10 protein-coding genes are annotated in these 11804 nt (G+C 58.0%); 4 read left to right on the forward strand and 6 right to left on the reverse strand.

Going from position 1 to position 11804, the window contains the following annotated elements; all coding sequences use genetic code 11:
- Positions 1 to 526: 526 nt before the first annotated feature.
- Both LC417_RS17105 and arsC read left to right on the forward strand, forming a co-directional pair.
- Positions 527 to 1990, forward strand: coding sequence for a M48 family metallopeptidase (locus LC417_RS17105; RefSeq protein WP_223566177.1), 1464 nt, complete (start codon positions 527 to 529; stop codon positions 1988 to 1990).
- 32 nt (positions 1991 to 2022) lie between these two features.
- Positions 2023 to 2364 (forward strand): arsenate reductase (glutaredoxin), encoded by a 342-nt coding sequence (gene arsC, locus LC417_RS17110; RefSeq protein WP_086906249.1) that lies wholly within the window; start codon positions 2023 to 2025, stop codon positions 2362 to 2364.
- On the opposite strand, the gene hda is transcribed toward arsC, so the two are convergent.
- From hda to upp, 3 genes are all read right to left on the reverse strand, one after another.
- Positions 2361 to 3062: a DnaA inactivator Hda gene (gene hda, locus LC417_RS17115; protein ID WP_195719715.1), complete on the reverse strand. Its 702-nt coding sequence runs from the start codon at positions 3060 to 3062 to the stop codon at positions 2361 to 2363. The two genes, arsC and hda, sit on opposite strands and share 4 nt — an antisense overlap.
- Positions 3063 to 3169: 107 nt before the next feature.
- Positions 3170 to 4453, reverse strand: coding sequence for a uracil permease (gene uraA / locus LC417_RS17120; RefSeq protein WP_010671338.1), 1284 nt, complete (start codon positions 4451 to 4453; stop codon positions 3170 to 3172).
- A gap of 147 nt (positions 4454 to 4600) precedes the next feature.
- Positions 4601 to 5227 carry a uracil phosphoribosyltransferase gene (gene upp, locus LC417_RS17125; RefSeq protein WP_009088774.1) on the reverse strand — a complete coding sequence of 209 codons (627 nt, stop codon included), beginning with the start codon at positions 5225 to 5227 and terminating at the stop codon, positions 4601 to 4603.
- A gap of 230 nt (positions 5228 to 5457) precedes the next feature.
- Between upp and purM the strand changes: the two genes are divergently transcribed.
- Positions 5458 to 6498 carry a phosphoribosylformylglycinamidine cyclo-ligase gene (purM, locus tag LC417_RS17130; protein ID WP_010671337.1) on the forward strand — a complete coding sequence of 347 codons (1041 nt, stop codon included), beginning with the start codon at positions 5458 to 5460 and terminating at the stop codon, positions 6496 to 6498.
- Positions 6495 to 7133 carry a phosphoribosylglycinamide formyltransferase gene (gene purN / locus LC417_RS17135; RefSeq protein ID WP_033788088.1) on the forward strand — a complete coding sequence of 213 codons (639 nt, stop codon included), beginning with the start codon at positions 6495 to 6497 and terminating at the stop codon, positions 7131 to 7133. Before purM ends, purN begins: the two co-directional genes overlap by 4 nt.
- Before the next feature lie 109 nt (positions 7134 to 7242).
- On the opposite strand, the gene pstB is transcribed toward purN, so the two are convergent.
- Genes pstB through LC417_RS17150 form a run of 3 tightly spaced genes read right to left on the reverse strand, consistent with a single transcriptional unit; the run spans position 7243 to position 11741 of the window.
- Positions 7243 to 8010 carry a phosphate ABC transporter ATP-binding protein PstB gene (gene pstB / locus LC417_RS17140; RefSeq protein WP_010260068.1) on the reverse strand — a complete coding sequence of 256 codons (768 nt, stop codon included), beginning with the start codon at positions 8008 to 8010 and terminating at the stop codon, positions 7243 to 7245.
- A gap of 12 nt (positions 8011 to 8022) precedes the next feature.
- Positions 8023 to 9657, reverse strand: a complete 1635-nt coding sequence (gene pstA, locus LC417_RS17145) for a phosphate ABC transporter permease PstA (protein WP_060680726.1) — start codon at positions 9655 to 9657, stop codon at positions 8023 to 8025.
- A complete protein-coding gene (locus LC417_RS17150) occupies positions 9654 to 11741 on the reverse strand; it encodes an ABC transporter permease subunit (protein WP_223566178.1) in 2088 nt (695 codons plus the stop codon). Before LC417_RS17150 ends, pstA begins: the two co-directional genes overlap by 4 nt.
- Between the last annotated feature and the right edge of the window lie 63 nt (positions 11742 to 11804).

Consider the following 11804-nt stretch of genomic DNA (forward strand, 5'->3'; position numbering starts at 1 on the left):
CATTAACAGGAATAAATAACAGCCAGTTGTAGCTGGAATAAGCAGGATAACGGCGGAAGCTACGATTTAATTTATCAATGGCGAAGAGGAGATTCACGGCTCAGAGAGGGCTATTTTTTCAGAGTAGACCTGGAAAAACTCATGCCATAGTCAGTTTTTTTGAGTGAATTTACATAACTTTAAAAAAATTCGCTCACAGGCTAAATCTGCGCGGCAGCAGATTCTGCTTTATTCTGCCGAAGCGCATTGGGAATAAATGAATAAGGCGTTACTTAACCGCTCACAAACCCGGCGATACTCCGCCGGTTTTTATTCGTTTAACCGCGGTTTAAGTTGGCAGGATGTTCAGTTTTTTTCGTCAAAATGGGCGATCTTGCACAAATTACGTCGGTCGTTTGCCAGAAAACGACATTTCATTCTTTTGATGCTCTGGTTAAGATAGTCACGAACCGTCGTTATCTGCGAAAAATGGAACATTCCCGCTGCGCACCTGTCCATTTTCAGGGCCTCTCTACAGGATTAAGGCATGTTGAACCGGTTAAAGAAAACGCTGATCGCCGCGCTCCTTCCGACGCTCATTTTCACTACTCTGTCACCTGCTTATGCCGATGTCAGTGATTCACTTCCCGATATTGGCACTACGGCCGGTTCGACGCTGTCGATTAATCAGGAACTGCAGATGGGCGACTTTTATGTGCGCCAGCTGCGTGCCAGTGCGCCGCTGATCAACGATCCGTTGCTTAATCAGTATATTAATCAGCTGGGTCAGCGACTGGTGTCGCATGCCGACTCAGTGAAAACCCCGTTCCACTTCTTTCTGATTCAGAACGATGAGCTCAACGCCTTTGCCTTTTTTGGTGGCAACGTGGTGCTGCACTCAGCGCTGTTCCGCTATACCGAAAATGAAAGCCAGCTGGCGTCAGTAATGGCGCATGAGATCTCACACGTTACCCAGCGCCATCTGGCGCGCGCAATGGAAGATCAGAAGCGCAATGCGCCACTGACATGGGTCGGTGCGCTGGGCTCTATTCTGCTGGCGATGGCCAATCCGCAGGCGGGCATGGCAGCACTGACCGGCACCCTGGCGGGAACTCAGCAGGGAATTATCAGTTTTACCCAGGGTAATGAGCAGGAAGCCGACCGCATCGGAATTCAGGTACTGCAGCGCGCCGGGTTTGATCCTCAGGCGATGCCGAACTTTTTACAGAAGCTGGCCGATCAGAGCCGTTTCTCCTCGAAGCCTCCTGAAATTCTGCTGACGCATCCCCTGCCCGACAGCCGTCTGGCGGATGCCCGCAACCGCGCTAACCAGATGCGGCCGGTGGTGGTGCAATCTACAGAAGATTTCTATCTGGCAAAGGTGCGTTCACTGGGAATGTACTCAACCGGGCGTAATCAGCTCACCGACGAACTGCTGAGCCAGTATGCCAGCGGCAATTCTCGTGAGCAGCTGGCGTCACAATATGGCAAAGCCATACAGTTTTTGCAGGCGAAAAGTTTTGCCGATGCGAAGCGGATTATGACGCCGTTGCTGGCGAAACAGCCGAATAAAGTCTGGTTCCTGGATCTTATGTCAGACATCGATATCGGCCTGAATCAGCCACAACAGGCGATCGCCCTGCTCAGCGCCGCCACCAGTGCAAAAAACAGCCCGGTGGTGCAGCTCAACCTGGCCAATGCCTACGTTGAAGCGAAACAGTATGCCAATGCCAGCCGCATTCTGAATCGCTACACCTGGGCTAATAAAGATGATCCCAACGGCTGGGATTTGCTGGCCCAGGCGTCTGCACAGCAGGGACTGAATGATGAAGAGTTATCGGCGCGGGCAGAGAGTCTGGCGCTGAATGGCCAGCTCGATCAGGCGATCACCGCGCTTGGCAGCGCCAGCGCACAGGTGCCGCTCGGCAGCCTGAAACAGGCGCGCTACGATGCCCGTATCGATCAGCTGCGCCAGTTACAACAGCGCTTTAAGCAATATCAGAAAGGCTGAGCATTCACGCTGCGAATAAAGGAGAGTCTGAGATGGTGACGATTTACCACAACCCGCGCTGCAGCAAGAGCCGCGAGACGCTGGCACTGCTGAACGCCCGCGGGATCGAGCCGGAAGTGGTGCTCTATCTGCAAACGCCGCCCGATCGCGAGACGCTGCAAATCCTGTTACAGAAACTGGGAATGCAGAGCGCACAGCAGTTGATGCGGACTAAAGAGGCGATCTATAGCGAACTGGCACTCAGCGACAAAAGCGAAAGTGCACTGCTGGATGCGCTGGTGGAACATCCGGTGCTGATTGAAAGGCCGATAGTGATCAATGGCGACAAGGCGCGGATCGGGCGTCCGCCCGAAGCGGTGCTCGACCTGTTTTAAAGGCCGAGTGTCTCTTTCACAAACGGAATGGTGAGTTTACGCTGGGCGCTGATCGAGGCGCGATCAAGCCGATCCAGCGTATCAAACAGGGTGCGCATCTCACGATCCAGTCGCTTCAGCAGGAAGCGCCCCACATCTTCCGGCAGCTCAAATCCGCGTAACCCGGCGCGCAGTTGCAGCGCCTGTAATTTGTCTTCGTCGGAGAGAGGCTGCAGCCGATAGATCTGCCCCCAGTCCAGCCGCGAGGCGAGATCGGGCAGTTGCAGATTAAGCTGGCGTGGCGGACGATCGCCGGTAATAAACAGGCGCGTATTGCCGGTTTCCAGAATACGGTTATAGAGATCGAAGATCGCCATTTCCCATTCAGGCTCGCCTGCAATGCACTCGATGTTATCGATGCAGACCAGTGAAAGCTGCTCCATCCCTTCCAGTACTTCCGGTACAAACCAGGTGCGTTTATCCAGCGGAACGTAACCGACCGCTTCGCTGCGCGCTGACATCTCGGCGCACGCGGCGTGCAGCAAATGGCTCCGCCCTCCGCCTTCGCGTGACCAGAAGTAGAGATAGCTGCCATGTTGTTGGTTGAGAGCGCCTTTCAGCGCGGCAATCAGCGACGGGTTTTCCCCCGGCCAGAAGCTGGAGAAGGTTTCATCGTCAGGTAAATAGAGTGGCAATGACAATTGTGCCGGCGTGTTCAGAAGCACCTCAGCAAGAGAACAAGCAAAAAATCGGGGGAAGTCTAACACAGTTTTCAGAAAGAGATGAATGGGGCGTCCCTGCCCCGATCCTGTCAGGCTTGCTGCGATCACGGCTCGCGCGATTCTTCAGCCTCCAGCACCACTTCTTCCGGACGCAGCAGCGAGATCACACGGAAGATCAGCGCTAATCCAACCCCTACGATTGTCGCCAGCGCCATGCCTTTCAGCTCCGCAGCACCGATATGCACCTTCGCACCGCTGACGCCGATGATCAGGATCACCGAGGTCAGGATCAGATTTTGCGCTTTGTTGTAATCGACTTTGGACTCGATCAACACCCGGATACCGGATGCGCCGATCACGCCATACAGCAGCAGCGACACGCCGCCCATTACCGGTACCGGGATCGCCTGGATCACCGCCGCCAGTTTGCCGACACAGGAGAGCAGGATTGCCAGAATCGCCGCGCCGCCAATCACCCAGGTACTGTAGACGCGGGTAATTGCCATCACACCGATGTTTTCGCCGTAGGTGGTGTTAGGCGTTGAACCAAAGAAGCCGGAGATGACCGTTGATAAGCCGTTGGCGAACATCGAACGATGCAGGCCAGGGTCGCGAATCAGATCTTTCTTTACGATGTTGGCGGTGACCACCAGATGACCGATATGCTCGGCAATCACCACCAGCGCCGCAGGCAGGATCGTCAGCATCGCCACCCACTCAAAGCGCGGGGTATAGAAGGTTGGCAGCGCAAACCAGGGGGCTTTGACCACGCCGCTCCAGTCAACGATGCCCATAAATGCAGAGAGCAGATAACCCGCCACCACCCCGACCAGAATCGGGATGATCGCCAGGAAGCCACGAAACAGCACGGAACCGAATACCGTCACTGCCAGCGTGACCAGCGAAATCAGCACGGTTGTACTGTCGGGCGCACTGCCTTCCGCGGGCAGCAGACCTGCCATATTTGCGGCAACACCCGCCAGCTCCAGACCGATGACGGCGACAATCGCGCCCATCGCCGCCGGGGGAAACATCACATCGAGCCAGCCGGTGCCCGCGCGTTTGACAATCAGCGCCACCAGACAGAACAGCACGCCGCACAGGATAAATCCGCCCAGCGCGACCTCATAACCCAGCGGCAGCAATAGCAGTACTGGCGAGATAAAGGCAAAACTGGAACCGAGGTAAGCGGGAATTTTGCCTTTACAGATAAAGAGGTAGATCAGCGTGCCTACGCCGTTAAATAACAGCACCGTCGCCGGGTTGATGTGGAACAGAATCGGTACCAGTACCGTGGCACCAAACATGGCGAACAGGTGTTGCAGGCTGAGTGGAATGGTTTGCAGTAACGGCGGTCGTTCACTGACGCCAATGGCGCGACGAGTCATCATTTATCCCCTTGTGTTATTTATCCCCCAGGGCGCGCGCCTCTGGCACAGCAGCAGGCACGCCGGTGAGCCTCGCAGCCACACCAAACCCGTTCGGGGATCTTTTTTTTGCCAAAAAAAAGCCGACTCTCTGGTCGGCTGTGCGATTTATTTGGTTCCGAAAATCTTGTCCCCGGCATCGCCGAGCCCGGGAATGATGTAACCCTTTTCATTCAGTCCCTGATCCACTGACGCGGTGTAAAGCTCAACGTCAGGATGCGCTTTCTCCAGCGCGGCAATCCCTTCTGGCGCGGCAACCAGTACCAGCACTTTAATGCTGGTGCAGCCCGCTTTCTTCAGCAGGTCGATGGTGGCGATCATGGAACCGCCGGTCGCCAGCATAGGATCGACAACCAGCGCCAGGCGCTCTTCGATGTTAGAGACCAGCTTCTGGAAATAGGGAACCGGCTCCAGTGTCTCTTCATCACGGTAAACACCCACCACGCTGATGCGGGCGCTGGGAACGTGCTCCAGCACCCCTTCCATCATGCCCAGGCCGGCACGCAGAATCGGCACCACCGTGATTTTTTTGCCTTTGATCTGATCGATCTCTACCGGGCCATTCCAGCCCTCAATGGTTACGCGCTCTGTTTCCAGATCGGCGGTCGCTTCGTAGGTCAGCAGGCTGCCCACTTCAGACGCCAGCTCGCGAAAACGCTTTGTACTGATATCATGCTCACGCATCAAGCCCAGTTTATGTTTGACCAGCGGGTGTCTGACTTCCACGATCTTCATTGGTGTTCTCCCGGAATGAGTTGAGCTAAAAAAAAATCGCGGGATTATACCGCCTTTTACGCTCCGCGCCACCTGCTCTTGCGCAAAGCCGCGGGTTTTACCGGGACAAATAGAGGATTAATGAAAATCGTCCGATGCGCAATCCCGGACTCGCAAACGTTTGCCTGCACTGATAGAATTGCCGCGCTTTATTTTAAACCACCAACCGCAACTCGCGTGGGGACCTCGCAGTGACCGACAAAACCTCTCTCAGTTACAAAGACGCCGGTGTTGATATTGATGCTGGTAACGCTCTGGTTGACCGTATTAAAGGCGTAGTGAAAAAGACGCGTCGCCCGGAAGTGATGGGTGGACTGGGCGGTTTTGGTGCGCTTTGCGCGCTGCCGCAGAAATACCGTGAACCGGTGCTGGTCTCCGGCACCGATGGCGTTGGCACCAAGCTGCGTCTGGCGATGGATCTCAAACGTCACGATGCCATTGGTGTTGACCTGGTGGCGATGTGCGTCAACGACCTGGTAGTACAGGGCGCCGAGCCCCTCTTCTTCCTCGACTACTACGCTACCGGCAAACTGGATGTGGATACCGCCTCTGCGGTGATCACCGGCATCGCCGAAGGTTGTCTGCAGTCGGGTTGTGCGCTGGTGGGCGGTGAAACCGCTGAGATGCCAGGCATGTATCACGGCGAAGATTACGATGTGGCCGGTTTCTGTGTTGGCGTGGTGGAAAAGTCAGAGATCATTGATGGCAGCAAGGTGCAGGATGGCGATGTACTTATCGCCCTCGGCTCCAGCGGCCCGCACTCCAACGGCTATTCGCTGGTGCGTAAGATTCTGGAAGTCAGCAACACCGATCCGCTGGCTGAACAGCTGGAAGGCAAACCGCTGGCCGATCATCTGCTGGAACCGACCCGCATCTACGTGAAAAATATCCTGAGCCTGATTGAGCAGGTCGATGTGCACGCTATCGCACACCTGACCGGCGGCGGCTTCTGGGAGAATATTCCGCGCGTGCTGCCCGATAACACTCAGGCGGTGATCGACGAGAAGAGCTGGCAGTGGCCGGCCGTCTTCAGCTGGTTACAGCAGGCGGGCAACGTCAGCCGTTTCGAGATGTACCGTACCTTTAACTGCGGCGTCGGCATGATCATCGCCCTGAGTCCGGCAGACGCGGACAACGCGATTGCGCTGATGCAGGCTGCGGGCGAGAAAGCCTGGAAGCTCGGCGTAATTAAAGCGTCTGATGCCGAAGAGCGTGTGGTCATCAACGGATGAAAAAGCTGGTTGTACTGATTTCCGGCAACGGAAGTAACCTTCAGTCCATCCTTGACGCCTGTGCAAGCGGGCGGATTCACGGCAGCGTGGCTGCCGTGTTCAGCAACCGCGCCGCCGCTTATGGCCTTACGCGGGCGCAGGAGGCAGGTATTCCTGCCCACTCGCTTGCCGCCAGCGACTTCACTGACCGCGAAGCCTTCGATCGCCAGCTCATCGCTGAAATCGAAGCCTACAGTCCAGACCTGATTGTACTGGCAGGATATATGCGCATTCTCAGCAGCGCGTTCGTGGCCCATTTTCACGATCGCCTGCTGAATATCCACCCCTCCCTGTTGCCGAAATATCCGGGTCTGCATACGCATCGTCAGGCGCTGGAAAATGGCGACAGCGAACATGGCACCTCCGTACATTTCGTCACTGACGAGCTGGATGGGGGTCCGGTGATCCTGCAGGCAAAAGTCCCGGTTTTTCCCGGCGACAGCGAAGCGGAGATTACGGAGCGGGTGCAGCATCAGGAGCATGCCATCTATCCGATGGTAATCGGCTGGTTTGTTGAGGGTCGTCTGGCGATGCGTGACGGCAAGGCCTGGCTGGATGGCGAACCGCTGCCGCCGCAGGGTTATGCTAACGACTGACCCGACAGGGGAAGCCGGGGCTTCCCCTGAAGTGCTGGCGGTCGGGGTAAAGACTCAGGGAGCCTATGAGCCGTCTGACATAACAACCTGCTCTGCTCCCGTTACTGACTTAACCGTAGCGCCCCGTAATGTAATCTTCGGTCCGTCGCTGTTTTGGCGCGGTAAAGATACGGTCAGTCTCATCAAACTCCACTAACGCGCCCTGATGCATAAACGCGGTGTAATCTGACACGCGAGAAGCCTGCTGCATGTTGTGCGTCACCAGCACCAGCGTGAAATGCTGCTTGAGCGTAGTCATCAGCTCTTCAATCACCAGCGTTGAGATGGGATCGAGCGCGGAGGTCGGCTCATCCAGCAGCAGAACTTCCGGTTCAATCGCAATGGCGCGGGCAATCACCAGCCGCTGCTGCTGTCCGGTCGAGAGCGTCAGCGCATTCTGTGACAGCTGATCTTTGACCTCACTCCACAGCGCCGCCGCGCGCAGCGCACGTTCACAGGCTTCGTTCAGCACCCGCCGATCGCGTACACCCTGTAAACGCAGCCCGTAGACCACATTTTCATAGATCGATTTTGGAAAAGGATTGGGCCGCTGAAACACCATGCCGACCCGACGACGCAGCGCCGAGAGATCCTGCTCAGGCCGCAGGATCGGCTGCGATCCCAGCAACACCTCACCCTCGACCCGGCAATGATCAATCACATCATTCATGCGATTAAAGCAGCGCAGCAGCGTCGATTTGCCACAGCCGGAGGGACCAATCAGCGCGGTAATCTTGTTTTTCGGCACCTGCAGCGAAATAGCCTGCAGTGCCTGGCGCTCGCCATACCACAGCGACAGCTGGTTAACGGTCAGCGCGATATCCGTGTCGGACGTCATAGTCATAGCCTGTTATTGAGTCATAAGGCGATAGCGTTCACGCAGACGGTGACGCAGGCCCATCGCCAGCAGATTAAGCGACAGAATAATCAGCACCAGCAGCAGCGCGGTGGCGAACACCAGCGGCCGGTCAGCTTCAATATTCGGACTCTGAAACGCCAGATCGTAAATCTGGAAGCCCAGATGCATAAATTTGCGATCCAGATGCAGATAAGGAAACACCGCGTCGACGGGCAGTTCCGGCACCATTTTTACCACGCCAACCAGCATCAGCGGCGCGGTTTCACCAGCGGCACGCGCCACCGCCAGAATCAGGCCGGTCAGCATGGCAGGCACCGCCATCGGCAGCACCACGTTCCACAGGGTTTCCGCCTGAGTCGCGCCCAGCGCCAGCGAACCCTGCCGCAGGCTGTTGGGAATGCGGGATAGTCCCTCTTCGGTCGCCACAATCACCACCGGCAGCGTTAGTAACGCCAGAGTCAGCGACGCCCACAGCAAACCAGGTGTCCCGAAGGTGGGATTGGGCAGCGCGCTGGCGAAGAAGAGCTGGTCTATCGTGCCGCCCACCAGCCAGACAAAGAAGCCCAGACCAAATACGCCATAGACGATTGAAGGAACGCCTGCCAGATTGACCACCGCGATGCGCACCAGTCTGGTCAGCGCATTGCGTCCGGCATATTCATGCAGCCAGATGGCGGCGATGACACCCAGCGGCATCACGACCACCGACATCAGCAGCACCATCAGCACGGTGCCAAAGATCGCCGGGAACGCCCCGGATTCACTCTCGCCTTCAGCGGGTGAATCGCTGACGAAACGCCACAGCTGATGCAGAAAATGCAGCGTTTTGCCGGTCAGCGTCATCGCGTTCGGCTTCCAGCTGTCAACGATTTCGGTCAGCGGGATCGCATGTTCGGTGCCATGCACATCCCGCAGGATTAACAGATCGCGCTGACTCTGCTGTTGCAGCGAAGCCAGTGTCTCGCTCAGCTGATTAAAACGGCGCTGCAAAGCAGCCTGATTGGCCTGATATTCTGACTCGGCCTGCAAATCAAAGCGCCCGGCAGCACGGTTTGTGGCCGCCTGCTCATCAAGCTGCTCACGCTGGCTGTTGAGGCGCGCCATATCGACCCGGCGAATCTGATTAGCCTGCCGCACCAGCATCTGCACCTGTCCGAGCCGCTGATGCAGCAGTGCATCGGGATCCTGCGCAGTCAGCTCTTCATTATCCTCACGCAGGCCGACAAACCAGCCGTATGCCTGACCGTGGCTGCGGCGCTGCAGCACCATGATGTCCGCGGGCTGGCTGACCTGCGCCGCCGTGCGACTGTAAACCACCCGGAAATCGGGTGCGTCCCAGTCACGGTTACCGGTTTTAATCAGATAGCGATTAACCTGTCCGCCGCTGTTGCCCTGCTCATCTGCCGGGGCCGGAAAGCGCCGCTGATGTTCCAGGGTTTCACCCAGCAGCCGCGTCTCGCCCCCTTCAGGCTGGCTAAACGTGTAGAGATCGACGCGCTGCGGCCAGAAAGCGCGCACGCCCTGCCAGGCCAGTAACCCAATCAGTAGCGTAAAGGCCAGCAGGCAGACGGCTACGGCACCGGCGGTTAGCCAGCGCCAGCGATCGTTCTGTTGCATCGCTTTCATGCCTGCTCCTCGTGCTGGCTGTAGCGCTGGCGCAGCCGCTGACGGATCAGCTCGGCAACCGTGTTGATCACCAGCGTAAACAGCAGCAGCATCAGGGCGCTAAGAAACAGCACGCGATAATGGGCACTCCCCGCCGCCGCTTCCGGCATCTCAATGGCGATATTGGCGGACAGCGCGCGCAGGCCGCTGAACAGGCCACCTTCACTTTGCGGCGTGTTGCCGGTCGCCATCAGCAAAATCATGGTTTCTCCTACGGCACGCCCCAGACCAATCATCAGAGCGGCAAAAATACCGGCGGAAGCACCCGGCAGCACGACGCGGGTCAGGGTTTGCCACGGCGTCGCGCCCAGTGCCAGCGAGCCCTGCCCCAGTGCAGCCGGCACGCTGAACAGCGCATCCTCAGAGAGGGTAAAGATCAGCGGTACCAGCGCAAAGCCCATCGCCAGCGCGGCCACCAGCAGATTGCGCTGTTCGTAATGCGGCAGCCAGTCGCCCGCATCCGGTATCAACAGCGTGGGCAGCCACAGCGTCAGCAGCGTGACCAGCAGCAACAGCGGCAGCAGAATCAGCACTTCATGACCCGGCTGACGCCAGCGCGGCGGTAAACGCGCGCTGAACACGCCGCACAGCAGCAGCGTGCCCGCCAGCGTCAGCGGCAGCAGCAGCACACCTACCAGCGCCTGACCAATATGCGGCGCGAGCCAGATCCCGGCAATCAGCCCCACGACCACGCTTGGCAGCGCACCCATCATCTCAATGGCCGGTTTGACCCAGCGTCGCAGGCCGGGCGCCATAAACCAGGCGGTGTACATCGCCGCCGCCAGCGCCAGCGGTGTGGCAAACAGCAGCGCTAAACTCGCCGCTTTCAGCGTACCCATCACCATCGGCATCAGGCTGAACTTGGCCTGATAACTGTCACCCGCCGCGGTCGATTGCCAGATCCAGTCCGGTCCGGGGTAATTTTCATACCAGATTTTTTGCCAGAAATTGCGCCAGGTGACGTCCGGCCACGGATTATCAAGCCGCAGAGTCTGCCAGCTTCCCGCCCGTTCAATCAGCAGGCTGTCGCCACGCGGCGAAAACTGAGCCTGCACAATGCCAGGTTCCAGCTGACGCTGCAGTGTCGGGCCATCCTGCTTGCTGGCGAACAGCCTTAACAGCCCCTGTTTGCTGAGCGTCGCAAACACGCGGCGTTGTGATTCCGTCACCAGAATGGTCTCGCCGTCGCTGTTGGCAAAGGTACGAATGCGCTGCAGGCGCGGCCCCTGTTCGCTAGCGATAGCAAACCACTGCGTGACGCCGCTGCCATCCTGAATCAGCAGGCTTTTACCGCCCACCAGCAGATGCAGACTTTTTGGCCGCTGCGGCAGGGCGTGCGTTTCGCGCAATAGTGCACGGTCATCGTCAAGTTGCCAGACCCGCAGCAGATTGCCTTCGGTGGTGTAGAGCAGATCGCCGGACGGCGAGAGCGCCAGCAGATCCAGCTGGCGTTGCGGCAGCGGGATAACCGAGGCCTGGCGATCGGTGCCGAGCGTCAGCACCCGGAGTCCGGCCTCAGTGAGTGCGGCTATACGCCACTGACCCGCATGGCGCGTCGCCAGCGCCATCTTCGTCACTGCGCCATCGGGCAGATGAAACGGTTTGTCTCCCAGCGGAAAACGCCACTGCTGGTCGGCGGTTGGCTGCATCAGTGTCAGCGCACCCTGCATATTCAGCAGTAGCGTCTGCTCATCGGCACTCCGCACTATCTCCCCGGGCGGCGGGGTCAGCGCCAGTGCCGGTTCCGCAGGCTGACCATCCAGCGGAATAAAACGCGCCGCACCGCGCTCGCTGATGCGCCAGCCGACCTTCCCCTGATTGCCAATCGCTAAGGCTGGCGCACGATCCCAGAGTTGCTGGCTGGCCGCAATCTGCAGGCCCGGCGCATTAAACAGCGGTAATACCACGCCAATCAGCCAGCAGAAGAGCAGCAGCATCAATAGCAGGATCGCCACGCCACAGCAGGTGACCAGTCGCCGTGTCAGACGGTCAACGGCACGACGCTTACGATCGCTGAATTGGACAGGAATGTGGTTTGCGCTCATGCGGTTCCGCTAGCAGGCCAAAATAAGCCGCTATGTTGCCCGTAGCCGATTGATAAGACAACT

The organism is Pantoea sp. OVA07A (assembly GCF_019969975.1).
Taxonomy (GTDB): Bacteria; Pseudomonadota; Gammaproteobacteria; order Enterobacterales; family Enterobacteriaceae; genus Pantoea; species Pantoea agglomerans.

Bases quoted from the DNA above. Each gene is read 5' to 3' on its own strand.
- LC417_RS17105 (WP_223566177.1), top strand. From the start codon at position 527: ATGTTGAACCGGTTAAAGAAAACGCTGATCGCCGCGCTCCTTCCGACG.
- LC417_RS17150 (WP_223566178.1), bottom strand. From the start codon at position 11,741: ATGAGCGCAAACCACATTCCTGTCCAATTCAGCGATCGTAAGCGTCGT.
- pstB (WP_010260068.1), bottom strand. From the start codon at position 8,010: ATGACGTCCGACACGGATATCGCGCTGACCGTTAACCAGCTGTCGCTG.
- pstA (WP_060680726.1), bottom strand. From the start codon at position 9,657: ATGAAAGCGATGCAACAGAACGATCGCTGGCGCTGGCTAACCGCCGGT.
- purN (WP_033788088.1), top strand. From the start codon at position 6,495: ATGAAAAAGCTGGTTGTACTGATTTCCGGCAACGGAAGTAACCTTCAG.
- upp (WP_009088774.1), bottom strand. From the start codon at position 5,227: ATGAAGATCGTGGAAGTCAGACACCCGCTGGTCAAACATAAACTGGGC.
- uraA (WP_010671338.1), bottom strand. From the start codon at position 4,453: ATGACTCGTCGCGCCATTGGCGTCAGTGAACGACCGCCGTTACTGCAA.
- arsC (WP_086906249.1), top strand. From the start codon at position 2,023: ATGGTGACGATTTACCACAACCCGCGCTGCAGCAAGAGCCGCGAGACG.